This window comes from Ruegeria sp. CH8 (assembly GCF_056536985.1).
In genome coordinates, this window is record NZ_JBQFQR010000007.1 from 202314 (window position 1) to 228404 (window position 26091).

Here is a 26091-nt window from a genome sequence, read left to right on the forward strand (position 1 = left end):
TTGCGCTAAATACTCCGTGGGAGGTGCCGTCGGCGCAGATAGGGCAGAATCCCTTGCCTACCTTAGTCGCCCTGCGCCTCGGACCGGCTTTTGCCCGCCACATTCAACGCCAGCGTCGCCGCCATGAATCCATCGAGATCACCATCCAGCACCCCTTTGGTATCCGAGGTCTCATGGTTGGTGCGCAAATCTTTGACCATCTGATAGGGCTGCAACACGTAGGAACGGATCTGGTTACCCCAGCCCGCATCGCCCTTGGCCTCATGCGCGGCGTTGATGTCGGCGTTCCGGCGGTCCAGCTCTTGCTGATACAGGCGCGACTTCAGAGCCTTCATCGCAATATCCCTGTTCTGGTGCTGCGATTTCTCGGAACTCGTCACCACAATCCCGGTCGGAATGTGCGTGATCCGCACCGCCGAGTCCGTTGTGTTCACGTGCTGACCACCCGCGCCCGAGGATCGATAAGTGTCGATACGAATATCAGACGGGTTCACTTCAATCTCGATATTGTCATCGACCACCGGATAGACCCAGACCGAGCTGAACGAGGTATGGCGCTTGGCCGCCGAGTCATACGGCGATATCCGCACCAGCCGGTGCACACCGCTTTCCGACTTCAGCCAGCCATAGGCGTTATGGCCGGAAATTTTGTAGGCGGCGGATTTGATCCCCGCCTCTTCCCCCGCGGTTTCGGACTGCAACTCGACCGTGTAGCCCTTCTTCTCGGCCCAGCGGACATACATCCGCGCCAGCATCGAGGCCCAGTCGCAGCTTTCCGTGCCACCGGCACCCGAGTTGATCTCGAGGAAGGTGTCATTGCCGTCCGCCTCGCCGTCCAGCAGCGCCTCAAGCTCTTTCTTGGCGGCCTTGGCCTTCAGTTTCTTGATTGCGTCTTCGGCATCGGTAACAACCTCTTCGTCCTCTTCCATCTCACCCAGTTCGATCAGCTCGATATTGTCGCTCAGATCGGTCTTGATGGACTCGTAGGTCTCAATGGCGTCTACCAGCAGCTGACGCTCGCGCATCAGTTTCTGCGCGTTTTCGGGATTGTCCCACAGGTTGGGGTCCTCAACCCGCGCATTGAATTCCTCAAGGCGATGAGGGGCGGTTTCATAGTCCATACGCTGCGCCAGCAGCTCCAGCGACTTTTCAATTTCCGCCACGGTGTTCTGGGTTTCGGCGCGCATGGTCTTGTCCCAACTTGCTCAATCAGGCCTGCGTGATAGCAAGAGGTTCGGGGCACCACAAGACAGCTGAGGCGCGAATGACCCTTGTACCGCTCGAGTTTCCTGAAAGTTGGCGGCTGACCATCATTGAACCGGTCGCTGACACCGGCTTGGCAAAGGTGTGGAAGGCTAAGATGCCCGACGGAACGCCGGTTGCACTGAAACTGTATCACAAATCGGATCGCGGGAATGAAGCACCGGGCGCGCGACTTTTAGCCCGCTGGCAGGGTTATGGCGCCGTGTCGATAATTGCAGAGCAAGGGAAGGCCGTTCTGATGGAGTGGCTTGATGGCCCTTCACTGGGCGATATCGCGCGCGGCGGCAGCCCGGGCAAAGCTAGTGAATTGCTGGCAGAGGTCGCGCAAAGCCTGCACGCCAAGCCACAGGTTGAACCAACGGGCCTAATGGACCTTAGCGCTGTTTTCGCCTCTTTGTTCAATTGCGGATTTTCGCAGGATTGTCCTGAAACACTTAAGCGTGACATGGTCCAGGCGATCAGTACCGCGCGATTTCTTCTGGACACACAGAACGGGCCGGCTCCCTTACACGGTGATTTGCATCATGACAACGTTATCCAAACCTCGGATGGGCTGCGGGTTATCGACGCCAAAGGATACTACGGCGATCCGGCTTTCGAATTGGCCAATGCACTTCGCCACCCAAAAGGCCTGCCCCATCTTGTACGGCAACCTGAGCAATTGAACCGCTGCGTCGCGCTTTATTCGGCGGCTATGGATGTGCGGTCGAAACGCCTTCTGCAATGGGCCGCTGCGAAATGTGCGCTGTCCATCGTTTGGCGGTCTAATGGAGAGATAGTGCAGGACCCCGAGGCGGACCTGCTCAACCAGTTTCTAAGAGCGGCCGATCAGTAAAGACCGCCGCCCTGAAGATCGCCCTGGCTGGCGTTGGGGCCGACAGTGATCGTGTTCCCGGTCGACGTAGTGACCTGACGACCTGAGCTGGCTTCTTCGAACAGAGGCAGGTCAGACCCCATCGCAAAGCCACCGTCATAGACGCGGTCGATAAAGCCATCGACACCATCGCGGAAGTATTCAGCTACGACATAGTCACCTGTCGCATCCTCGGGCAGGCGCGCACCGCTGAAACGGTCGATTTTTATGAAATGCCCACCGGGTGGCACTTCGAACGGGCCGCCGCCATACTTTTCAACAGCTTTCTCCATGAAGCTCTGGAAAACGGGACCACACATGGTGCCCCCATATGCCCCCCGCCCCATCGGACGCGGACGGTCATAGCCGATATAGCAGCCTGCCACGATGTTCGAGGTGAAGCCGATAAACCACGCGTCCTTGGATTCGTTGGTTGTGCCAGTCTTACCTGCGGTCGGCACCGGCAGGTTCACTACGCGCGACGCAGTACCACGATCCACAACGCCCTTCATCATCGACGTCAGCTGATATGCGGTAATCGCGTCCATGACCTGCGAGCGGTTGGTCTCGATGGTCGGAGATTCATCCGGCTCAAGCCAGGCTGAATTACAGTCCAAACACTGACGGTCATCGTGGCGATAGATCGTCTTACCAAAGCGGTCTTGGATACGGTCAACCAGAGTGGGTTCAACCCGCTCACCGCCATTGGCGAACATCGCATAAGCTGCAACCATTTTGTATAGCGTCGTCTCTTCAGACCCCAACGAGTTCGCAAGGAACGCGCCCATGCGGTCGTAAACGCCGAACCGTTCCGCATAGCCTGCCACCACCGGCATCGTGACCTCTTGGGCGAGGCGGATAGTCATCAGGTTCCGAGACTGTTCGATCCCTGTGCGTAGCGGCGTCGGACCATAGAATTTGTTTGTAGAGTTTTTGGGACGCCACAAGCCCTGCGGCGTATTCACCTCAATCGGTGCGTCCACAACAATGGTGGCGGGGCTGTACCCACTATCCAACGCGGCCGCATAGACGAAGGGCTTAAAGCTCGAACCCGGCTGGCGCTGTGCCTGCGTGGCCCGGTTGAACACCGAATCCTGATACGAGAACCCGCCCTGCATTGCCAGAACACGGCCCGAATTCACGTCCATCGCTACAAAACCGCCCTGCACCTCGGGCACCTGACGGGCGGACCATTGGCCCTCTTCGCCTTCTATGACCAGAATGACGTCGCCGCGTTTGAAGTTGCCGGCGAAATCGCCCTGCATCCATTTGATATCCGAACGCGGAACGATTCCCTCTGCTGGGCCGTTTTCAATGCCCACGGTCAGTGACTGTTCGGCCACGTTCAAAACCACCGCCGGGTACCACTGCGTCGGCAGCACCACGTCGCGCGGGATTTCCATGATCGACAACGCGTCGCGCCACTGGGCCTCATCAGCCAGTTTTTCCTCAGGGATCACCTCCCCCGTACCGCGCCATTTGCCGCGCGACCGGTCGTATTTCTGCAAGGCGGTGCGCAGAGCTTCGGCTGCCTCAACCTGCATTTCCTCATCAACCGAGGCGCGGACAGTGAAGCCGCCGGTAAAGAACTCACCCTCACCGAAGTCTTCGCTCAGCTGGCGGCGAATTTCGTCGGTGAAGTAATCACGCGGCGGCAGCGCGGTGCGGAAGCTCTCAAAGTCACCGTTCTGGACCGAGCGCAGAGGCATATTCACCTCGGCGTCATAGGTCGCCTGATCGATATAGCCGTTCTGTCGCATCTCGCGCAGCACATAGTTGCGGCGGTTCAGCAGGCGTTCTTTTTGCCGGACCGGGTGGTAGTCCGACGGTGCCTTGGGCATCGCGGCCAAGGTCGCGGCCTCATGCGGTTCCAGTTCCTGCAGTGTCTTGTTGAAATAGGTCTGGGCGGCGGCGGTCACGCCGTATGAATTCTGACCCAGAAAGATCTCGTTCATATACAGCTCGAGGATCTGTTCCTTGTTCAGCGTATCCTCAAGCCTAGTGGCAAGGATGATCTCTTTGATCTTACGCTCGGCCCGACGGTCCCCGGACAGCAGGAAGTTCTTCATCACCTGCTGCGTGATGGTCGAAGCACCGCGCACGTTCTCACCCTTGGATTTCACCGCCTCGACCCCGGCGGCGATGATACCGCGCGGGTCATAGCCCTGGTGGGTGTAGAAGTTCTTATCTTCCGCTGAGATAAAGGCCTGTTTCACCAGATCGGGAATCTCCTCAGACGGCGTGAACAGGCGGCGTTCCTGTGCGAATTCGTCGATGAGCTGGCCTTCGCCCGAGTAAATTCGGCTGATCGTCGGCGGCTTGTACTGCGCCAAAGACTCATGGCTGGGCAGGTCGCGGCCGTACATCCAGAAGATCGCGCCAACGACCAGCGCGGCCATAAAGATACCCAAGGTGACGAGGCTGAAAATCGCCCCGAAAACGGAAAGAATGAAACGGATCACGTTGCTGCCTTTTACTCGCGCTGCCGCCTATATAGGGATGGCCCGGCGCCGGGTCAAAACACGATGGCCAATATTAGCCGGTTTGTGCCGCAGGGTCACTGGCCAATCAGAGACCGTTTGACCAGATCATCCTGCCGCCATTGGTTCAACCCGTTCAGGATACCGACTGCCATACCTTTGCGCCATTCAGGATTTTGTATGTTTTTCAGGTCTCTGGGGCTGGACAGAAATCCAAGCTCGATCAGAACAGACGGAATATCCGCAGCCTTAAGAACCGAAAAAGAAGCCGAGCGGATCGGGCGGCTATTCATGGGTCCGCCCTGTTGTGCCATTCCATCTGCCAGCGACACCGCCAACGCGTTCGTGCGCGGTTTTGTTTCTTGTCTCGCGATGTCCAGCAAGATGTCAGTCACCTGATCGTCTGCGCCGTTCAGATCAACACCCGAGATCAAGTCGCCCCGATCATGGCGCTCGGCCAGCTTTTGGCTCGCCACGTCCGAGGCTTCTTCAGACAAAGTATACACCGCAGCCCCATGCGCGCGCCCTTCTAACAGGATGTCCGCGTGCAAGGAAATAAACACATCTGCCCCCGCCCGATGCGCCAGAGCGATGCGACGTTCAAGGCTGACAAAATGGTCATCCACACGCGTCAACACCACGTGATAACCCTCTGCACGCAATAGCGTTTCTCGCAGTTCGCGTGCGAAGGTCAACATCAGGGTTTTCTCATTCGTGCCGCCAGCCTCGGCCCCCGGATCAATACCGCCATGACCGGGGTCCAGCATCACCACCAAGGGGCGCGTGCCATCGCGGCCGGGCTTGACTGGTGTCACCGCCGGTTCCGGCAGGTCCCAGCCCGGTTGGCGCGGCGCACCGGCACCAGCGGCGAAACTGTCGAAATCGGTACCGCGCAGGCTTAACGCCAGATGCGCAGCCCCTGTGTTCTCATCCACCCTCAGGTCCGCGGTATCGACGGCCAGAGGCGCGCCAAGCTCCAGCACCATGCGCGACCAGCCCGGAACATAGGCTCCGAACTGCACAGCGCTGATCCGGTCAGTCTGCAGGAAGGTCTCTGTTTCCAGTCCGGTCCAATCGACCTCCTGAAAATCCAGTACCATGCGATAAGGATCACGCAGAGTGAAGACCCGGTACGGCACTCCCTGGCTGAGGCCAAGTTCAACCCGTACGCCCGCGCGGCCGTCATCGGCGATGCGGCTATCCTCTGGCAGAACGCGGGCAAGCGCGTTGAAGTCCTGCGCGTACGCAGCACAAGTCAGCGCCCAGATCAGCGCGATGGCGTAGAAAATCCTGCTCATGGCCTCAAGTTTTCCCGAGATCGTTTGACCGCCAGCCTACCCGACCCGCTTGGTTTTGTGAACGCCCTAGGCCTGCTCGGTGATCGCACCGCGTTCGGCCATGAAACGGCGCAGCCGCAGCAGGCCTTCCTCGATATCCTCTGACGACCGCGCGTAAGAGAACCGCAGAGTATGGTGCCCGCGCGCAAGGTCGAAATCCAACCCCGGCGTGACAGCGACCCCGGCCTTGTCCAGAATCTCAGCCGCAAAAGCGCGGCTGTCATCAGTCAGGTCGGACACATCCGCATAGACATAAAAGGCCCCATCGGGCGGCGCGATATTGGTGAACCCGGCTTTGGGCAGCCCGTCCAGCATCAGAGCGCGGTTGCGGCGATAGACGTCCAGATTACCCTGCAACTCTTCCTCGCAATCCATTGCCGCCAGCGCAGCTACTTGGCTGGCATGAGGGGCGCAGATGAACATGTTCTGCGCAATTCGCTCGACCACGCGCACCTGATCTTCAGGGACGACCATCCAGCCGACGCGCCAGCCGGTCATCGAGAAGTACTTCGAGAACGAGTTGATCACATAGCACTCATCCGTCAGTTCCAGTGCGGTGACAGCTTTGGCCTCATATTCCAGACCGTGGTAAATCTCATCACTGATGAACGAGGCGCCCTGCCCGTGCGCAGCCTCGATCAACGACCCCATGGCGGCGTGGTTCAGCATGGTGCCGGTAGGATTGGCAGGGGATGCCACCATCAGCCCCTGTAGGTCCAGCCCGGCGCAATCCGCAGGCACCGGCTGCAAGCGGTTTTCCGGCGCGGTGGGCAGGTCGACCGGCACCAGACCCAGCGCCTTAAGTATCTGCCGATACGACGGATAGCCCGGCGCACCGATGCCCACCCGATCTCCGCTGTCGAACAAAGCTGTGAAGGTCAGCAGAAACCCGCCGGACGAGCCCGGCGTGATCACCACGCGGTCGGGATTCAGATCGACATTGTACCACTCACCATACAATCGTGCGATCCGTTGACGCAGTGCGGGCAAACCCAAAGCGACCGTGTAGCCAAGTGGGGCTTGCTCCATCGCTTTTGCCAGCGCGGCAGTAGCCCCTTTAGGTGCACCGGTTCCGGGCTGTCCGACCTCCATATGGATGATGTGGCGCCCGGCCTCTTCAGCCTTGCGCGCAGCCTCCATCACATCCATCACGATGAAGGGATCGACCCCGGATCGGGTTGAGTTTCTCATGCCCATCTCCCATGTTGCAGCCATGGCTTTTGAACGCTTATCCAGGGTGGCGTCAATCCCGACCCTGTTGCTGGTTACGGCGACATGGATGGCAAGTGCTGTGCCATCAACCGCGCAAAGCCTGATCCGGGACCCCGATATCGAACACGGGCTGCGTGAACTGGCCTTTCCCGTTCTGCGTGCCGCCGGATTGAACACCAACCGGGTCCGGATATTGGTGGTCAATGACAGTACGTTTAATGCCTTTGTGATCGACTACGGTGCGATCTATGTGAACTACGGGCTGATTCTGACGGTTGAGAGCCCCGAGATGCTGCAGGCCGTCATCGCCCACGAAGCCGCCCATATCGCCAACGGCCATCTGGCGCGGAGGGTGGAAAACCTGCGCGCGGCTCAGCGAAATGCGGGGTTTGGCACTGCACTCGCCCTAATTGTAGCAGCAGCAGGCGGTGGCGAGGCTGCGGCGGGCATTGCGGCAGGCACCCAAAGTTCCGCACTGCGCAGTTTTCTGGGGCATACACGGGCCGAGGAATCCTCAGCCGACCGAAGCGCTGCCAGCTATCTTAGATGGGCCGGTATTTCGCCCAGCGGCATGGTCGCACTGCACCGAAAATTCGCAGGGCAGGAATTGTTGAGCACTGTGAATCAAGACCCTTACATGCGGTCTCACCCAACCAGCCGAGACCGCTTGCGCGCCGCTGAGCAATTTTTGGAACAATTCGGAGACAAGGCGAAACCGAACCCGGAAGCAGATTATTGGTTTGCTAGGGTGAAAGGGAAGTTATCGGCTTTCCTGCGGTCACCGGGCTGGACGCTACGCCGGGCCAAAGAAGAAAGCGCGCAGGATATCCGCCTGATGCGCGAAGCTGCAGCCCATCACCAAAACCGCGATCTGGCCAAGGCCCGCGCTGCGATAGACGCTGCGCTGGCCATTCGTCCCGACGATCCGTTCTACTATGAACTCAAAGGCCAGATTTTGCTGGAAAATCAACAAGTGCCTGAGGCGGTTTTAGCCTATCGTCAAGCAGTCGATATGGCACCGAATGACGCCCTAATTCTTGCTGGCTACGGTCGGTCCCTTCTCGTTCAGGGGCAGACGAAGAACGCCCTGCAAGTGCTTGAAAAAGCAAGACAGAGAGACTACCGAAACGCCCGCCTGATGCAAGACCTCGGGGTGGCATACGCGAAAGTCGGGAACAATGGCATGGCCTCGGCTGTGACCGCAGAACGATATGCTTTGCAGGGTCGGTTGGCCGATGCAGGCATCCACGCAAAACGCGCTGTCAGGCAACTGCCCGAAGGGTCACCGGGTTGGCAACGGGCACAGGATGTGCTGATTGCCTCGGAGCGCGCTCAAAAAGCAAAAAGGAAACGGAAATGATCCTCAGACATGCAGCCCCAGCCCTTCTGGGGCTTTCCATGATCACTGGCCCGGCTCAGGCGCTGGACCTGAACGCGCTCAGCGATGCCGAGAAGGCAAAATTTGGCGCACAAGTACGCGAATACCTTCTGGAAAACCCCGAGGTTATCATCGAGGCCATCGATATCCTCGAACAACGCAACGCTGCTGCCGAAGCCGCAGCAGACAAGGATTTGGTTCAGGCCAACGCTGATGAGTTGTTCAATGACGGTTACAGCTGGGTCGGCGGCAATCCGGAAGGTGACATCACTTTGGTCGAGTTCATGGACTACCGCTGTGGCTACTGCCGCCGCGCCGTGCCCGAAGTGGCCAGCCTGTTGGCGTCGGACGGAAATATCCGACTGGTGATCAAAGAGCTTCCTATTCTGGGCGAAGCCTCGGTTATGTCCGCGCGCTTTGCTGTCGCCACCAAACAGGTCGCCGGTGACAACGCATACAAGCAAGTTCACGATGCGTTGCTGGAATTTAGCGGAGAACCGACCGAAGTCACCCTGCGCCGCATCTCGGATGGTCTGGGCCTGGACAGCGACGCTATCATCACTGCGATGGACAGCGATGAAGTGACCGCCGAGATCGCTCAGACCCGCGAATTGGCACAACGGATGAAAATCTCCGGAACGCCGTCTTTCGTGCTGGGTACCGAAATGCTGCGCGGCTTCCTGCCCGCCGCACAAATGCAGCAAATTGCGGATGGCGTGCGCGCCGAGCAAGGCTGAGCACTCGGGGCGGCCGAGCCGCCCCACACCTCACATCTGCTTTTCAACTTTAACCAACGTATTCGAATTGCCCAAAGGCATTGTGCCTGTAAAATCCTTCGAATTCATTTTTACAACCCCGTCCAGACAGACCATAAACAAACTTCTCAATAGCAGTGTATTTCGCTAAGAATTCTACCAAAGCGCGATTTTCTGAACCAATTTAAAGCAGCTATAAAATGAAGAAAAAGGGTGTTTTCCTTTACCGCGTGACGGCAGTATGGGCCTTACTGACGGCCGCAACTGGACTGTATTTTCTGTTTTCCAGCACGAGACCAACAGCTGATGTCGTAGCTTACTACAAAAACAGTCCAGGCACTGTCCAAGTTAAAAGCTGGGCCCCCGGCGATGCGCGACTCCTCAACATTAAAGGTAGGCCGGTTTTAATATGGCGCCGTAACCTTGCAGAGATGGCGACAGCCATGCATCAATTCGACCCTAGTATCGCTTTGGAAGAATGGTCAGAGGTTTTGAGCAACGACGCGCTTGAGCAGGAACTTGGTCCTGAACGCTTTGCGCGCCTTGTGTGGTTCGTCGTCAGCCCGATAAGCACTGCGGGGCTTGGGTGCATTGTGCACACAAAGGCCGGAGACTTCGATGGATACTTCGATCCGTGCCGAGGTGCGCATTACGATATGTGGGGCCGTTCCCGAAAAGGCCCAACCAACGAAAATTTGAAGGTGCCACCTTATAAGATTGACGAACAAGGGCAAATTATTGTCATTGATGTATCAAGACTGCCATCGCCGAGATAGGTGAGCCCCCCACCCTACTCAGCAGCTTCCGCCGCCGCATCCAGTTCAGCAGCCTTCTTCTCAACCTCTTCGACGATGTGGTCGATCATCTGATCGTTGGACATTTTGTGGCTGGCCTTGCCCGCCAGATAGACCATGCCCGAACCGGCACCACCGCCGGTAAAGCCGACATCGGTCATCAGTGCCTCACCCGGTCCGTTCACGACGCAGCCGATGATCGACAGGCTCATCGGCGTCTTGATATGCTCAAGCCGTTGTTCCAGTGCCTCGACTGTCTTGATCACGTCGAAACCCTGCCGCGCGCAGGACGGGCATGAGATGATGTTCACGCCGCGATGGCGCAGGCCCAGAGATTTCAGGATCTCATAGCCGACTTTGACCTCTTCAACTGGGTCGGCGGACAGGCTGACGCGGATCGTGTCACCTATCCCCATCCACAATAGGTTACCCAGACCAATGGCCGACTTGATGGTGCCGGACACCAACCCACCGGCCTCGGTAATACCCAGATGGATGGGTGCATCGGTGGCTTCAGCAATGCCCTGATAGGCGGCAGCGGACAGGAACACGTCGCTGGCCTTCACGCTGATCTTGAAGTTGTGAAAGTCGTTGTCTTCCAAAATGCGGATATGTTCCAACCCGCTTTCGACCATCGCCTCGGGGCACGGCTCGCCGTATTTCTCAAGCAGGTGCTTTTCCAGACTGCCCGCATTCACCCCAATCCGGATCGAGCAATCGTGGTCGCGCGCGGCCTTGATTACCTCTTTGACGCGCTTTTCGTCACCGATATTGCCGGGGTTGATGCGCAGACAGGCGGCGCCAGCCTCGGCGGCCTCGATCCCGCGTTTGTAGTGGAAATGTATGTCGGCCACGATCGGCACCGGGCTTTCGCGGACGATCTCTTTCAAGGCTTTGGACGATGCCTCATCCGGGACAGAAACCCGCACGATATCCGCCCCCGCCTCAGACGCCGCCTGAACCTGTGCAACGGTCGCCGCCACATCGGTCGTCAGAGTATTCGTCATAGTCTGGACCGCAATCGGGGCATCACCTCCGACAGCAACATTCCCGACCATGACCTGACGGGATTTGCGGCGATAAATATTGCGCCACGGACGAACGTGATTGAGCGACATGGGGACGGGTCCAAGACAGCCTGAGTTGGGTCTTTAAATAGTCCGCCTAAAGGGGCACCGCAATGGCTAGATCACTCGGCGGTGTCTTCGGTGCCCTGCGCCTGAAACTCAGCTACCAACTGCGTGATTGTGCTGTTCTGATCGGCCGGAAGATCTGCAACGGTATAGCTCTCGGCAACCGCGTCCTTGGACAGAACCACGCCTTTGGCGACAGTCCCCGGCGCGCCGGCTGGCCCATAATGCTCGCCATTCATCGAGAAGAACACGGATCCAGACGCGCCCGCGCGCAACAGCGGTGGTTCTTCGGTCAGGGGGACCTCGAAAACACTGCCCTGTTCGACCGTGCCCAAAGTACCCTCGAAAATCACGCTGCCATCGGCAGAAGTGACCCGCATCCAAGCCGGATTGACCGCAACGATCTTGAGCCTTGTGTCAATCTGCTCGACGACCTGAGGCAAGGTGTCTGGACGTTCAACGGTGTGAACTTCGGCCACTTCAACCTTGGGTAGTTCCTGCGGCTGGAAGGCACCAACCGTGCGCGGATCAAGCGTGGAAATCGGTGCGTCGCGCGCGACCAGAACCGGAACATCCAGGGCCTGAGGGCGATACAGACGGTCCAGCGCCTCGACGCTGGGGGTATCAGCAACGACATCTTCGGTCGCGGCAGTTCCAGCTACATCCAGCGGATCAAGGTCGGACAGCACCACAGGGGCTTGCTCAACCGGGCTGACCTGCACCTGCTGGATCTTGTTCAGAACCGACCAACCGCCATAGCCGATGCCGCAGATAACGGCCACCAGAACCAGAGACGATCCAATAGCTCGCGGCTCAATCTGGCTGACAAGGGATTCCCTGCCGGGAGTGAAAGGCGTGTTGGGCGAGATGAAGGGATCGCGGCCCATTGGCCCCCGTGCAGGCAGGCCACCGGCAGGCTTGCGGACAACTGACGCCTCAGCCGACATGCCATGCGCAACTTCGAACCCGCTTTCCTTGCAGAAAGCTGCAAAGGTTTCGTCCGGGTTCATCCCAAGATAACGGGCATAAGAACGCACATACCCGGCGATGAAGCCGGGTGTGTCGAACGCTTCGGGATTGGCGTCTTCGATAGCAGCAATGTAGTTGGCCTTAATCCGCAATTCCCGCTGCACATCCAGAAGAGACTTGCCCATGGTGGCGCGTTCACCGCGCATCATGTCGCCAAGCCGTACCTCGTAATCGTCATAGCCCTTTGGCCTGACGTCGGTATCTTCTTCGGAATCGCGCTGAGATCTGCGCCCAATCATCCCTGCTGCCCCATTCTGCCTGCGCGCGTTTCGCGCTAACGGCGAATCATCCCATTAACGATTCGTCCGTTGATTTTGTTAGCCTAAGCTTAACACGCAGCAAACACGTTGCACACTTTGCTGTGAGGTTATCCGGCAAGTTCGGCGCGATTTAGCGCACAATGTGACCAAAGTTCGTCCATAGCCACCACCAAACGGTTCATTTCGTCCGGTCCATGCACAGGCGACGGGGTAAAGCGCAGGCGCTCGGTTCCGCGGGGAACGGTCGGGAAATTGATCGGCTGGACGTAAATACCGAAATCATCCAGCAGCCGATCGCTGAGGATTTTCGTGTGTACCGGATTGCCCACGATCACCGGCACAATATGGCTGCCATGATCGATCAGCGGCAGGCCCAACCCCTTAAGCCGCAGCTTGAGGATTTTGGCTTGCGTCTGGTGCTGCTCGCGCAGCTCAGGCGCGGTCTTGAGATGGGCAACAGACGCCGCCGCCCCTGCAGCAACCGCAGGCGGCAGCGAGGTGGTAAAGATGAAGCCCGGCGCGTAAGAGCGCACGGCGTCACACATTTTCTCACTGGCCGCGATATAGCCGCCCATCACGCCATAAGCCTTGGCAAGCGTGCCGTTGATGATGTCGATGCGATGCGCAAGACGATCACGTTCGGTCACGCCACCTCCGCGCGGGCCGTACATGCCAACGGCGTGGACCTCGTCGATATAGGTCAGAGCGCCGAATTCGTCTGCCAGATCGCAAATCGCCTTGATAGGGCCGAAGTCTCCATCCATCGAATAGACGGATTCAAACGCGATCAACTTGGGTGCTTTGGGATCGTCCGCCTCCAGCAACTCACGCAGGTGCTCAACGTCGTTGTGACGGAAAATACGCTTGGCCCCGCCGTTGCGGCGCACGCCTTCGATCATCGAGGCGTGGTTCAGCGCGTCAGAATAAATGATCAATCCGGGGAACAGTTTCGGCAACGTGCTCAGCGTCGCGTCATTGGCGATATAGGCGCTGGTGAACAGCAGCGCGGCCTCTTTGCCGTGCAGATCCGCCAGTTCAGCCTCAAGTTGTTTGTGATAGACCGTGGTGCCCGAGATGTTACGCGTCCCGCCCGATCCTGCACCGGCTGCGTCAACTGCATCATGCATCGCGTTCAGAACAACGGGGTTTTGCCCCATGCCCAAATAGTCGTTGCCACACCATACGGTGATGTTCTGCTGCGACCCGTCCGGGCGTGTTCGCACCGCATGTGGAAAATGGCCATTCCGGCGTTCGATATCGATGAAAGTCCGGTAGCGTCCTTCATCATGCAGCCTGGCAATCGCTGTATCGAGCTGAGCAGTATAGTCCACCGGTGTCTCCTTACGTGCCCGACCAGAGCTTTGAACGGCCGGACGTTATTTCTGACGCGTGGGCCGGACGAATCCAGATTTGCGCCGATGCGTTCCCTTGTGCCCATCACGTATAAACGACATTGGGATCACATATTTGATTTGCATCAAATATCCCGTCCCACTCGTTCCGACAAGTAAAGTTACGGCTATAGGACGCGAGGAAACGACGCAGGCACCCGTGCTGTTTCCAATAATATACCACATTCCCGGCAAAGCACACTGGACTGCGCCGGTGGCGCTGATAGGGTTCCGGCAAATCTCAAAAAGCAGGAGACACCCATGTCGCTGGACGCTGTTCTGAACCGCATCGACACTGATCTGCAAACCTCGATCGACCGCCTGATGGAACTGCTGCGCATTCCGTCAATTTCCACCGATCCGGCCTACGACACGCAGGTGGATCAGGCCGCCGACTGGTTGGTCGCCGACCTGCAAAGCATTGGCGTTGCGGCCGAAAAGCGCGGAACACCCGGCCACCCGATGGTTGTTGGTCATGTCGGAGAAGACAGCGACGCGCCGCATGTCCTGTTCTACGGGCACTATGACGTACAACCGGTCGACCCGTTGGAGCTGTGGAACCGCGACCCGTTCGACCCGGCCATTGAAGACACCGACAACGGCCCGGTTATTCGCGGTCGTGGCTCATCCGATGATAAAGGCCAGTTGATGACCTTTGTCGAAGCCTGCAGGGCGTGGAAAGCGGTGCACGGCACCCTGCCCTGCCGCATCACCTTTTTCTTCGAAGGCGAAGAGGAATCAGGATCTCCATCTCTCGTGCCGTTCCTGCGCGAGAATGCAGCCGAGTTGAAAGCCGACCTGGCACTGGTCTGCGATACTTCGATGGTGTCGCGCGGCGTGCCGTCGATTGCCTCGCAATTGCGCGGGATGCTCAAAGACGAATTCACTATCATTGGTCCCCGCATTGACCTGCACTCGGGCCATTACGGCGGCCCCGGTCTCAACCCGCTGCGCGAACTGTCGAAGATCGTCGCCTCGTTCTATGACGACGAAACCGGGCGTGTAGCGGTCGAGGGCTTCTATGAAGGTGTCCACGAAGTCCCCTCCGACCAGTTGCGCCAATGGGAAAACTGCGGGTTCGACGAGGCTGAGTACCTGAACTCGGTCGGCTATTCTCAGCCGCACGGCGAAAAGGGCTATTCGACGCTGGAACAGCAATGGGCCCGCCCAACGCTTGAAGTCAACGGCCTGTGGGGCGGCTATAACGGCGCCGGCTCGAAAACGGTGATCCCATCGCAGGCGCATTGCAAGATCACCTGCCGCCTTGTTGGCGACATGGAGCCGGACGCACTGCGCAACAAGATCCGCAAACATGTGGAAGAGCGTCTGTCGCCGGATGCCAAGGTCGAGTGGGACAATGACCTCGACGGCGCGCCCGCCTCGGTCATGAACCTCGACCGCCCTGAATTCGAAGCCGCCCGAGGCGCGCTGTCCGATGAATGGGGGCGTGAGGCCGTTTTCACCGGTATGGGCGGATCAATCCCGGTTGTGGGCTACTTCAACACCGAACTCGGGCTGGATTCGATGCTGGTCGGCTTTGCCAATGACGACGACGCCATCCATTCACCGAACGAGAAGTACGACGTTAAAAGCTTTCACAAAGGCATCCGGTCGTGGGCTCGGATTCTGGACGCACTGACCCGTTAAACAAAAAAAGGCACCGCCGAATGGGCGGTGCCTCTGACGCTGGGGTGTTTCCCCAGATCACATATGGATGACCTTCCCGTAAGCATCCAGAACGCTTTCGTGCATCATCTCTGACAGCGTTGGATGCGGGAAGACCGTGTTCATCAGGTCTTCTTCTGTGGTCTCCAGCTGACGCCCGACCACGTACCCCTGAATCAATTCCGTCACTTCCGCGCCAATCATATGAGCGCCCAGCAATTCGCCGGTTTTGGCATCGAAAACCGTCTTGATCAGACCTTCGGGCTCGCCCAGAGCAATCGCCTTACCGTTACCGATGAAGGGGAAGCGGCCAACTTTGATGTCATAACCCAGCTCTTTGGCTTTCGCCTCAGAGTATCCGACCGAGGCCACCTGCGGCTGACAATAGGTGCAGCCTGCGATGCTTTCGGGTTTCACCGGATGCGCGTGTTTGCCTGCAATCAACTCGGCGACCATGACACCTTCGTGGCTTGCTTTGTGCGCCAGCCACGGCGCGCCTGCGATATCGCCAATCGCATAAAGACCTTCAACACCGGTTCGGCAGAATTCGTCGGTGACCACATGGGTACGATCGATTTTCACACCCAAAGCTTCCAGCCCCAGGTTCTCGACATTACCCACGATGCCTACGGCCGAGATAACTGTATCAAAGTCATGTTTCTCGACCTTGCCTTTCACTTCGATATGCGCGGTGACTTTACCCTTGGCGCGATCCAACTGCTTGACCATCGCCTTTTCCATGATGGTCATGCCCTGTTTGGTGAACGCCTTTTTAGCCAGACCGCTGATCTCGGCGTCTTCAACCGGCAGTACGCGGTCCATGACCTCGACCACGGTCGTATCCGCGCCCAGCGTGTTGTAGAAGCTGGCGAATTCGATCCCGATCGCGCCCGAACCGATAACCAGCAGTTTCTTGGGCATCCGCGGCGGTTGCAGGGCGTGTTTGTAGGTCCAGACTAGATCGCCATCGGCCTCAAGCCCCGGTAGTTCGCGCGCTCGCGCGCCGGTGGCCAGAACGATGTTCTTCGCGGCCAGTTCCTCGGTCCCTTTGTCGGTCTTGACCGAGACCTTGCCCTTGGCGGGGATTGTGGCCTCACCCATCACCACGGTGACTTTGTTTTTCTTCAGCAGGTGGCCGATACCGCCCGAAAGCTGCGCCGCAACCCCGCGCGAGCGCTTGACGACAGCGTCCAGATCATAGCCGACCTTGTCCGCCTTCAGGCCGAAATCCTTGGCGCGTTCCATCAGGTGGAACACTTCGGATGACCGCAGCAGCGCCTTTGTCGGGATACACCCCCAGTTCAGGCAGATACCGCCCAGATGTTCACGCTCAACCACGGCTGTTTTCAGGCCCAGCTGTGCGGCACGGATAGCCGCCACATAGCCGCCCGGACCGGCGCCGATTACGATCAGATCAAAAGATTGTGCAGCCATAGTTTCCTCTCGGCACAGGTCGAATGAAAATTAGTTTACCATTAAACTAATTTTTGCAACGCATCAACACACCTTCCCCGCGACAAAAGCGACGCAGGGTCAACGGCACAAGATTCTGCAGTTTTCAGCCTATACCGGGCACCTCTCAATGGCTAGAACATAGGGATCGGGTCCGCCCATTCATTCCTTATCACAAGTCATTCGAAAGGGTTGCCATGGCCAAAACGCTCAAGGATCTGCTTCTTGCTCTGCTCAACGCCACCCTCATTCTGGTGGCGCTCTGCCTGTTTCTGGGCTGGAGACTGGCATCGACCGTAGAAGACATCACCAAGGCCTTTGAAGAAAAAATTCAGGTCGTCGCGCCGCTCAAGGATGAAATTCGCGGCGTTCGGGGCGAGCTTGCCGCCCTGCGTAGCGATCTTACCAACATTCAAACAAGTGGTAACGTAACCGATATTGCCGAAAAAGTTCGGATCTCCACGGCGTTGGTAAAGCTGGATAATCTGGAAGAGAGGATGCAAAGCTCGCAAGCCCGCATCGCGGAGATCACCGAATCCCCGGACTCGCTGATCAACACCGCCATAGAAAAATCGGCCGACGTAATTGCCGACCGAATTATTGCTGTTCGGGGATGTGTGCCGTCGTCCTAGCCGGCGGCTTGCAGTTCCCGCACCGTGGCACCGTACCCGCCCATATCAACATAGGCTGCTTCGTGCACGGTCATCGGACGTTCCAGCGCCTCGTTGCGATAAGGGAACCGTCCGAACTTGCGGATAACCTCGCGATGCGCCCGCGCGTGCAACAGATTGCTTTTGTCGCCGTCGGTCATGTTTTCACACATCAGACGGACACAGCGTTCCTGATCACACAGGTTTTCCGAATGCATCAAAGGCAGGTAGAAAAACTGCCGCGCAGGTTCGTCAATCTTTAGGTCCCAGCCCTTGTCCACGGCGCATTTTGCAGCCGATAGTGCCGCACGATCTGACGAGAACGCCTTTGCGCTACCGCGGAACATGTTACGCGGAAACTGATCCATCAGGATGATGTAAGCCAGTGCTCCGCTGGGATAGGTAAGCCAAAGTGAAAACTTGCCTTCATTCGCGGCTTCCCAGGTGGTCAAAAACCGTTCGCGAATGCCTGCGTCCAAGGCATCGTCTTGTAGATACCAACCCTTGGGACCAATCTCATCTAACCAATAACTCAATACTATTTCAGGACCAACCATTGCCCTAACTCCGTCGTGTTGCCCTCCCCAGGGACGTAAGTTCATTTAAGACCGTTTTACAGATTTGTAACAGTAAAAAATTGCAACACTTGCGTCATAATCTTGTGTCTTGGGCAATATCTTGCGTTTCCTGCTCGGCTTCGGCGGCCTCGATGGCCACTTCTTGGGCAACCTCAAGCGCGACAGGCGAGGCCGTCGGATAGAACGGCGACATGGTTCCGGTCTCATCAACAGGGATCGCGGCACGCTGTGTCGTGCGATAAAGCGCGTAGGTCGCCATGATGGCGAGCAACGCGGCAATGAACAGGAAAAAGCCCGGAGGACCAAAGACGGCGTCCCCCATGAGCCAACCGGTGATCAGCGGCCCGGCAATGGCTCCGAGACCGTTGATGAACAACAGACCACCAGATGCAGCGGCCATGTCTTCGTGGTCGAGAAAGTCGTTCGCGTGGGCTATCAGCAGCGAATAAAGCGGGTTCGACATGCCGCCGATCACAAACGCCGCCCCCAGCAGGATCGGGAACGTCAACCCGAACAGCATTCCCACCACAGCAGCGCAGGCCCCTACCCCCGCAACCAGCATGATCAGGAAACGGCGATCCATGCGGTCCGACATCCAGCCCAACGGATATTGAAGGACCAAGGCGCCGATATAGAAGGCCGCGACAAAGGTCGAAATCTCGACCAGAGACAACCCCGCCCGGGCTCCGTAAACCGATGCCATGCCGAACTGAGCCGAGAACACTCCGCCCAGAAGGAACATGCCAACGCAGCCCAGTGGAGAACTTTTGTACAATTCGCGCAGGGTCATCGGCTTGGTTGTGTCAAACGCCGGAGTTGGCGAAATCGACAAAAGAATTGGGGCAAAGGAGACCGAGACCAGAATGGACGCGATTACAAAGGTGTCAAACCCGGCCGGGTCGCCCAGCACCACCAACCCTTGGGCACTGATGATACCGGTCATCTGAAAGATCATATACAGCGACAGCGCCTGACCGCGGTTTTCGTTGCTGGCGGCATTGTTCAACCAACTTTCGGCGGTGACATACACGCCGGAGAAGCAGAACCCGATGACGAAGCGGCCCAGAACCCAGATAATCGGATTGGTCATCAGCGGGTAAAGGATCATGACCGCCGAGATAAAAGAGGCCAGCGCCGCAAACACCCGCACATGTCCGACCCGTCGGATCATCTCGGGCGCAAGGCGAGACCCGCCCAGAAATCCCATGAAATAGGCCGACATGACCAAGGACATCTCAAGCGTGGAGAACCCCTCAATCTCGCCCCGGACACCCAAGATCGTACCCTGCAGGCCGTTGCCGACCATCAGAAGCCCCATACCAAGAAGAAGCGCCCATGCGCTGGAAAGGACCTGAAGCATTGGGGTCTCCGTATTATTTGCCGACCGGACTTAAGGATTCGTTCTGATATGAAAAACTGCTCTGAACGCGCTTGTCTACGACATTGCGAAGGCGCGATCCCGACATAGCGCCCCTTACGGGATCAAAAGCGACGCGTCTCCGTATGAGAAGAAGCGGTACTTCTGTTCAATTGCATGGGCATACACGTTACGCATGCGATCTTGCCCCATCAAAGCCGAAACCAGCATCAACAATGTAGATTTTGGCAGGTGAAAATTGGTCATCAGTGCGTCGGTGACGTAGAATTGGAAGCCGGGATAGATGAAAATGTCGGTGTCACCCTCCCACGGTTCAATCTGCCCCGAGCGCGCCGCACTCTCGATCAGGCGCAGCGCCGTGGTGCCTACCGGGATGATCCGCCCGCCAGCGGACTTCGTGGAACGGATTTCCTCGGCAGCAGTGGCGCTGACCCTGCCCCATTCGGCATGCATCTTATGGGTTGTGACATCCTCGACCTTGACCGGCAGGAAAGTCCCCGCGCCAACATGCAGGGTCACATGGCTGAACGTCACACCGCGCGCCTGAAGTGCCTGCATCAACGCCTCATCGAAATGGAGCGAGGCAGTGGGCGCCGCAACCGCACCCGAGTTGCGCGCCCAGATCGTTTGGTAATCGGTTTTGTCCTGCTCATCCGCCGGACGTTTGGCTGCGATGTAAGGCGGCAGCGGCATCGCACCCGCTTGTTCCAACGCGGCATCGAAGTCATCGCCCGTCAGGTTGAACCGCAAATAGGCCTGCCCGTCCTCTACCCGTTCCAGCGCGGCAGTCAGGTCAGCAGAGAACTGTATCTCTTCGCCCAGCCTGACCTTTTTAAGCGGCTTGATCAGCGCTGCCCATGTGCCATCGGCCTGCGGGTCCAGCAGGGTCGCTTCGATCGCCGCAGACACAGGACCATGTGCGCTATCGCGGTGACGACGCCCGTTCAAACGTGCAGGGATCACGCGCGTGTCGTTTAGCACCAACCGATCACCGGGTCGCAGCCAATCGGGCAGGTCGAACACATGCGCGTCCGTAACCGCATCGCCATTGGCCACCAGCAAACGTGCCGAGGATCGCGGGTTAGCAGGCCGCGTGGCAATCAGGTCTTCGGGCAGGTGGAAATCAAAATCGCTGAGTTTCATGGCCGCGCCATACAGCGCCCCCCATCCCGTTTCAACGGTCCTCTGCACTTGACCCAAAAGTTCGTTTTGGTTCTGCCGGTTTCACGGGCTGCGCGTTTGGTCCATCGGACACTGTAGGTGCAGGGGCTCTCAACAAATTGCGAAGAAACAGCGGTGCCAGACCGGACAGCGGGTTCACCGAGACTTTCGGCTGTCGCAACGGCCCCGTGAGAGTATAGTTGAACCCAATGACGCCCTCACCTTTTTTGGTAAAAACACTGCCAATCGCGTTGACCAGATAGATCGGAGAGATCGCACCCCGCAGATTCAGCATCCCGGAAACCGTGTCTATGGTGCCGTCAAACGACAGGCCCATCGACGGCCCGACGGCACTGCCGCTGAGAACCTTTACCTGAGTCGGGGTGATGCGCATGCGGCTTTCGATGGTGGCAAAATAGATGCCCTGCCCGGCCATTTCATCCAGCAAACCAACGAGGCTGATGGCGTTCAATAGCGCCGCCATAGCTGGTGCATCCTTGATGCGAGTATTTTTGATTTTCACATCGACATCGTAGTTGCCGGGCCCCGCGATCGGTTCAAGTTGCAAATCCAGGGACCCACCCCGCGCTTGTGTAATCATTCCGGCTGACCGCAAGACCGCCCCAGCGTCGCCCGAGGTTAGTGTTACCGCACTACGGCTTGCCCGAGGTGCGACCTGCCCCCGCACCAAAGCCCCTCCGTTGACGCCAGCAGTGAAGGAACCTTTGAAGCCTCCAGTTGTCTGAAAATCGCCTTTGAAACCAGTCAGCGCTATGGTTTCGGTGATTTGCAGGCGGTCCAATGTTACGTCCAACCGAGGACCAGCGCCGGAACCACCGCCACTACCGCCGCTGCCAAAGGTCGCCCGCCCCAGATTCATGACACCACCCAACACAAGAATGTCCGGCAACGCAGAGCCCCTGCTGACCAGTTCGGCCGGAACCGCCAACCAATTGCCCAAATCAAATGAGCTGAAACTCACACGGTCAAAATCTCCATCGCGAAACGAGATTGATGCGGTTGTACGCAGCCCGGCGGCGTTGAGCTTGAGTTCGTCCACGCGCAGGTTCTCTCCCAGCGTCGCCGCAACTGTCATAGTACCGGTTGTGCCCGGCCCCTTACGCCAGCCCAGTTCAGTAATGGACAACGTCACGCCTGCCAAATCAGAGGACGCCGTCAGTTTCGGTGGCGTTCCTGCACCAATGCCCAGCGCGATATCCGCAGTGCCCTGCCCTGTCAGCATCCCCTTCGGCAGTCCAGCTTTCAATTCGGTCATAAGGCGGGGGGACAGTTCTATCTGCCCCGTCAATTCGCTTCGCTGTGGTTCGGTGCCGCCGATGGGCTGCAGCCATGTAGCCCGAAGCGGAACATCTCCAAACAAACCATTGCCCGAAACAGCGACCTCAGTCTGATCGCCCACCAACTCAAGCCGAGCGGCACTGACTGAAAACCCAGGCACCAGCTTGTCACTTTGTACGTCATCAATCTCGCCAGCAAAGTGGAACTCGGCCTCTTCGAATTTAAGACCCTTTTTCAACGGCAGAGCCAACGTTCCGGTCAGGTCCACCTCACCTTCGGCCAAATCGACTGGCAGGTTTGCCTTGGTCAGCAACTCAAGCGGCGGTCGGTCGAGCAGCGACATTGCGGCTGTAACGCTACCTTTGGCGGCGATACGGGTAATCGACGGAGACACCCCTTTGATGCCGGTGTCAGGAATAATGAATGAGGTGCCCGTCGCATCAACCGCTCCACCCTTGTCAGCAACAACAACACCTTTTTCCGCCGTGGCCGTGAAACGATCGTTAATCAGACTGGCCTGCCCCTGTGCGTTCTCGAGTGGCGGCAAAGTCTTGGCAAAGCGGATCTTTGCTTTCTCGAACCCGAAGTCCAGATAGATGTCAGGTTTGTGCGCTGGCTGCAGCCGCAGGGCAAAATCCACGTCAGAAAATTGGCCCTCATACAGATTCTCGGCAACCCAAATCCGCGGCTTCGGCGCCAGACGGTCCGGCCAATAGTTCAACAACTGATCTGCATTCATATTGTCCAGATGCGCATCCACCTGTACCGCCCAACCATCTTCTTCGCCCGTCAGTTTACCCGAGCCCAGCAATCGGTAGTTGGCATCTGCAACCATGATTTGCCCTAATCGCAGCTCGAACGGGGCAAGTTTCATTTGCATGTCCAACTCGGCACGCGCCAGTTTCAGTGGTTCCGGGAAAAGGTTGGCCGGGTTGATGTTGATGCTGCTGAAGCTCAATTGTGAGGTCAGGCTTTCCAGAGTGCCGGTCTCGATACCGTCTAGAAAGGCCTTACCCTCACCCTGAAAAGATCCCCAAGCCGAAACCACCGATACTTCGTTGAAGTCCAATTCCTGACGGTTAGGGGTATAGGTGAAGTAAGTTCTGGCTGACTCGAACGGGATCGGACGTGTTTCCTGCGTCGGCTGAACCGCGCCTACGCCAAGGTTTAATGTCGCGAAGACCGGCCCCAGCGCCGAGTTGCTATCGACACTTCCACGCAACGCGCCCGAGATTGGTGCCTTGAGGACCTGCAGCCATGACAAAGCAAGACTCTGGCTGGCGATATCTTCGGCAGGCAGATCGGTGATCGCAACGCCAAAACTCGCCTGAGGAGTACCCAGGACACTGGTATAGTTTGCTTCAACAGAACTGGCATATTCGCGCCCGGTCAGAACCGAAAACCCGGTGGCCAGATGCATTTCATCGCCTGTTCGGGTGGCCGTAATGTGACCTCCGTCAAAAACCCAGGCGCGACCTAAGCGAAGGTCTTTGAAATCAATTGTGAGGGATTCCAAATCGACCGATCGAAGCCCCGATAGGATAGGTGAAAGAAACACCTCGTCCGATTGCTCAATCAGTTGCGCCAGATCAGGTGCTTCCTGTACCGGGGCGCTTCCTGACCCAACGGTCAGCGACAATGCCCCATCCAGCCCCCGGGTCAGATCGAATTGCGCATCCCGAACAGTGATACGGCGCGGGCGAATCTGTCCGCGAAGCAAACCACGCATGGATAGTCGGGTCTGCAATTCTGAAACCCGCGCGATCTGCTGTCCCGCCGCATCACTGATTGTCACATCTGTCAATTGCAGACGTGGGCGCCATTCTTCGTTGACGATAAAGCTGGCATCCCCAAAGCTGAACTTCAGGCCGCCCAGACTTTGTTCCAGTCTTTGTTCTACCTTGTGGCGCACCCATTCCGGCGCGTGTAGATTTTGGCCGAACAGAAAGAACCAGCCCGCAAAAACAAGCAGACCCAGCGACAAAACCGTCCAGCCAGAGAAATGCGCAGCTTTACGGCGACGCGAGCGGCGACGACGCGGAGGTTTCTCCGGCTGCGTCGCACTTTTTTCCTCGTGCTGCACCAATTTTCTATCCACGCCTTCCAACCCGCTTACGCCGCCCTATGATGACGGGCAGCCCTTAAAAAACTTTAGCGGAGTTTCCAATGCCCGACGTTTCAGACATCGCCCCTGATTTCACTTTGCCCCGCGACGGAGGTGGCGAGGTCACCTTGTCAGCCCTGCGCGGCGGCACCGTGGTTCTTTTTTTCTATCCTCGTGATGATACGCCGGGCTGCACCAAGGAATCCATCGGTTTCTCGGAACAACTTCAAGCCTTTGCCGATGCGGGCGCTCAAGTTTTCGGCATCTCGCGCGATAGCGTCGCTAAGCACGACAAGTTTGTCGCTAAGCACAGCCTGACCACGCCGCTGTTGTCGGATGAGGGCTCCTCGGTATGCGAGGACTACGGCGTGTGGGTGGAAAAGAACATGTACGGGCGCAAGTCGATGGGGATCGAACGTTCGACCTTTATCATCGACGCCGAAGGCAAGATCGCCCGCGTCTGGCGCAAGGTCAAAGTACCCGGCCACGTGGATGAGGTGCTGGAGGCCGTCCGCACCCTGTGATCTCTCTCGACCACGGTCGCCATCCGGTCTAAGACCCGCCTACCTGACCAAGCGGAGAAATCCAGTGTCGAAAACGCTGACCCAGATGGCGACCGAAGTTCTGACCACGGCGGACGGGCGGGAGAAAACCGCCCTGTCCAAACGTCATGCTGCGGCGTGGTTCGCCGCGCGCAACGGGTACGCGCCCGAGATTGAGATCGGCACCGCGTCGCCTCCGTTGCAACCGGCACGTCCAGACCGGCCCGAGTTGCTGTCGCCGCGCGAGGTACCGAAACGCAAACCCGGAACCGAAGCAGGTCGGATTGCCTTGCTGCACGCGGTTGCGCATATCGAGTTGAACGCAGTTGACCTGCATTGGGACATCATCGCCCGCTTTGGTCACGTGCCGATGCCGATCGGCTTCTATGACGATTGGGTCAAATGCGCCGAGGAGGAATCGCGCCATTTCGAGATGGTGTGCGATTGCCTTGAGAGTATGGGCAGCAACTATGGGGCCCTGCCCGCCCATGCCGGGATGTGGCGCGCTGCTGAAGACACTGCTGAAGACCTGATGGGACGGCTGGCCGTGGTGCCGATGGTGCTGGAGGCGCGAGGTCTGGACGTGACCCCCGGCATGATCGATATCTTTCGCAAGGCCAAGGACGAGCAGGCCATCGCCGCGCTAGAAGTCATCTACGCAGAAGAAGTCGGACATGTAGCCTATGGCTCGAAATGGTTCCATTTATATGCCAACCATTTCGTTCCAGAGGAAGCTTCGAGCACCTAAATTCTTGTAAATTATTTAAAATATTCTCATCAGGTCAGGTTCTCTCTTCAAAAGACTTGCTCCATCACTTGGGATTACAGAACAAGTATTTTTCGGATGGAACTTTCGAAATGTGCCCATGTTCAAATATGCAGCGCCTATAAAAATATAATTTTCACAATGCTTTACAAGATTTGACGTTTTGGAAACAAAAATGACCGACAGCACTCAATGCCAATTAGTTAGGTGCTCGTTGCTGACTAGATTTGACTTACAGTCACGGACGGAGACTCAGATGGTCCCAACTACTTCAGGTGTCTTCATTTCTGGACTGCCAACGGCGGTATGTTTTCCGACCACTGGGAGGCGTAATACCCGGCCATTTCAGAGTGACTGGCACCTTGGCACGCGCGCTCTCCAAATAGCTGGCGTGTGCCGAGGTGCCTTGGTCCGTCAGGACCAATCGAAATTCCATTTCAAGAGTTGTCTTTGAGCTGATTTGCCTGCTCTGCGTCAAGCTATAGCTGTCATCGTTCACCTTAAGATTTCTGACATGATTGGTAAGCCTGCTGAGGCCGCTTGGACCCGTGCCTCCTAGTTGGTTTGGCTGTCGAGGTTGTTCCCTTCGATCACTTGCAGTTGCGGGCTCT

Annotated in this window: 20 protein-coding genes; 8 read left to right on the forward strand and 12 right to left on the reverse strand. The window is 57.7% G+C overall.

Annotated elements, in window-relative coordinates:
• Window positions 1-62: 62 nt before the first annotated feature.
• The gene (gene prfB / locus ACR0ER_RS10480; protein WP_480768867.1) at window positions 63-1187 is read right to left on the reverse strand and encodes a peptide chain release factor 2; all 1125 of its coding nucleotides are present in this window, start codon (window positions 1185-1187) and stop codon (window positions 63-65) included.
• A 77-nt stretch (window positions 1188-1264) separates the two neighbouring features.
• Between prfB and ACR0ER_RS10485 the strand changes: the two genes are divergently transcribed.
• Entirely contained in the window at window positions 1265-2098 is an 834-nt protein-coding gene (locus ACR0ER_RS10485; RefSeq protein ID WP_480768868.1) for an aminoglycoside phosphotransferase family protein, read from the forward strand.
• On the opposite strand, the gene ACR0ER_RS10490 is transcribed toward ACR0ER_RS10485, so the two are convergent.
• The 3 genes from ACR0ER_RS10490 to ACR0ER_RS10500 form a co-directional block, all read right to left on the reverse strand.
• Window positions 2092-4578, reverse strand: coding sequence for a penicillin-binding protein 1A (locus tag ACR0ER_RS10490; RefSeq protein WP_480768869.1), 2487 nt, complete (start codon window positions 4576-4578; stop codon window positions 2092-2094). The two genes, ACR0ER_RS10485 and ACR0ER_RS10490, sit on opposite strands and share 7 nt — an antisense overlap.
• Before the next feature lie 95 nt (window positions 4579-4673).
• Entirely contained in the window at window positions 4674-5894 is a 1221-nt protein-coding gene (locus ACR0ER_RS10495) for an N-acetylmuramoyl-L-alanine amidase (RefSeq protein WP_480768870.1), read from the reverse strand.
• A 66-nt stretch (window positions 5895-5960) separates the two neighbouring features.
• A complete protein-coding gene (locus ACR0ER_RS10500) occupies window positions 5961-7124 on the reverse strand; it encodes a pyridoxal phosphate-dependent aminotransferase (protein WP_480768871.1) in 1164 nt (387 codons plus the stop codon).
• On the opposite strand from ACR0ER_RS10500, the gene ACR0ER_RS10505 reads away from it, so the two are divergent.
• From ACR0ER_RS10505 to ACR0ER_RS10515, 3 genes are all read left to right on the forward strand, one after another.
• Window positions 7123-8505 (forward strand): M48 family metalloprotease, encoded by a 1383-nt coding sequence (locus ACR0ER_RS10505; protein ID WP_480768872.1) that lies wholly within the window; start codon window positions 7123-7125, stop codon window positions 8503-8505. The genes ACR0ER_RS10500 and ACR0ER_RS10505 overlap by 2 nt on opposite strands.
• Window positions 8502-9260, forward strand: a complete 759-nt coding sequence (locus tag ACR0ER_RS10510) for a DsbA family protein (protein WP_480768873.1) — start codon at window positions 8502-8504, stop codon at window positions 9258-9260. Before ACR0ER_RS10505 ends, ACR0ER_RS10510 begins: the two co-directional genes overlap by 4 nt.
• A gap of 218 nt (window positions 9261-9478) precedes the next feature.
• Entirely contained in the window at window positions 9479-10054 is a 576-nt protein-coding gene (locus tag ACR0ER_RS10515; protein WP_480768874.1) for a Rieske (2Fe-2S) protein, read from the forward strand.
• Window positions 10055-10068: 14 nt separating this feature from the next.
• On the opposite strand, the gene ispG is transcribed toward ACR0ER_RS10515, so the two are convergent.
• From ispG to hemA, 3 genes are all read right to left on the reverse strand, one after another.
• Entirely contained in the window at window positions 10069-11190 is a 1122-nt protein-coding gene (ispG, locus tag ACR0ER_RS10520; protein ID WP_480768875.1) for a flavodoxin-dependent (E)-4-hydroxy-3-methylbut-2-enyl-diphosphate synthase, read from the reverse strand.
• Between the two features lie 71 nt (window positions 11191-11261).
• On the reverse strand, window positions 11262-12473 hold the full coding sequence (locus ACR0ER_RS10525) for a helix-turn-helix domain-containing protein (RefSeq protein ID WP_480768876.1): 1212 nt from the start codon (window positions 12471-12473) through the stop codon (window positions 11262-11264).
• Between the two features lie 128 nt (window positions 12474-12601).
• Window positions 12602-13825 (reverse strand): 5-aminolevulinate synthase, encoded by a 1224-nt coding sequence (hemA, locus tag ACR0ER_RS10530; RefSeq protein ID WP_480768877.1) that lies wholly within the window; start codon window positions 13823-13825, stop codon window positions 12602-12604.
• Between the two features lie 321 nt (window positions 13826-14146).
• On the opposite strand from hemA, the gene ACR0ER_RS10535 reads away from it, so the two are divergent.
• Window positions 14147-15532: a M20/M25/M40 family metallo-hydrolase gene (locus ACR0ER_RS10535; RefSeq protein ID WP_480768878.1), complete on the forward strand. Its 1386-nt coding sequence runs from the start codon at window positions 14147-14149 to the stop codon at window positions 15530-15532.
• 57 nt (window positions 15533-15589) lie between these two features.
• Here ACR0ER_RS10535 and lpdA read toward each other — a convergent pair whose 3' ends face one another.
• Window positions 15590-16984, reverse strand: a complete 1395-nt coding sequence (lpdA, locus tag ACR0ER_RS10540; RefSeq protein WP_480768879.1) for a dihydrolipoyl dehydrogenase — start codon at window positions 16982-16984, stop codon at window positions 15590-15592.
• A gap of 215 nt (window positions 16985-17199) precedes the next feature.
• On the opposite strand from lpdA, the gene ACR0ER_RS10545 reads away from it, so the two are divergent.
• A complete protein-coding gene (locus ACR0ER_RS10545; RefSeq protein WP_480768880.1) occupies window positions 17200-17634 on the forward strand; it encodes a hypothetical protein in 435 nt (144 codons plus the stop codon).
• On the opposite strand, the gene ACR0ER_RS10550 is transcribed toward ACR0ER_RS10545, so the two are convergent.
• The 4 genes from ACR0ER_RS10550 to ACR0ER_RS10565 form a co-directional block, all read right to left on the reverse strand.
• Window positions 17631-18209: a DUF924 family protein gene (locus ACR0ER_RS10550; protein ID WP_480768881.1), complete on the reverse strand. Its 579-nt coding sequence runs from the start codon at window positions 18207-18209 to the stop codon at window positions 17631-17633. The two genes, ACR0ER_RS10545 and ACR0ER_RS10550, sit on opposite strands and share 4 nt — an antisense overlap.
• A gap of 94 nt (window positions 18210-18303) precedes the next feature.
• Window positions 18304-19590 carry an MFS transporter gene (locus ACR0ER_RS10555; protein WP_480768882.1) on the reverse strand — a complete coding sequence of 429 codons (1287 nt, stop codon included), beginning with the start codon at window positions 19588-19590 and terminating at the stop codon, window positions 18304-18306.
• 114 nt (window positions 19591-19704) lie between these two features.
• Entirely contained in the window at window positions 19705-20751 is a 1047-nt protein-coding gene (queA, locus tag ACR0ER_RS10560; RefSeq protein ID WP_480768883.1) for a tRNA preQ1(34) S-adenosylmethionine ribosyltransferase-isomerase QueA, read from the reverse strand.
• Window positions 20752-20782: 31 nt separating this feature from the next.
• On the reverse strand, window positions 20783-24166 hold the full coding sequence (locus tag ACR0ER_RS10565) for a YhdP family protein (RefSeq protein ID WP_480768884.1): 3384 nt from the start codon (window positions 24164-24166) through the stop codon (window positions 20783-20785).
• Window positions 24167-24234: 68 nt separating this feature from the next.
• On the opposite strand from ACR0ER_RS10565, the gene ACR0ER_RS10570 reads away from it, so the two are divergent.
• Window positions 24235-24696, forward strand: coding sequence for a peroxiredoxin (locus ACR0ER_RS10570; RefSeq protein ID WP_480768885.1), 462 nt, complete (start codon window positions 24235-24237; stop codon window positions 24694-24696).
• 85 nt (window positions 24697-24781) lie between these two features.
• Window positions 24782-25462: a ferritin-like domain-containing protein gene (locus tag ACR0ER_RS10575; protein ID WP_480768896.1), complete on the forward strand. Its 681-nt coding sequence runs from the start codon at window positions 24782-24784 to the stop codon at window positions 25460-25462.
• Window positions 25463-26091: the final 629 nt, after the last annotated feature.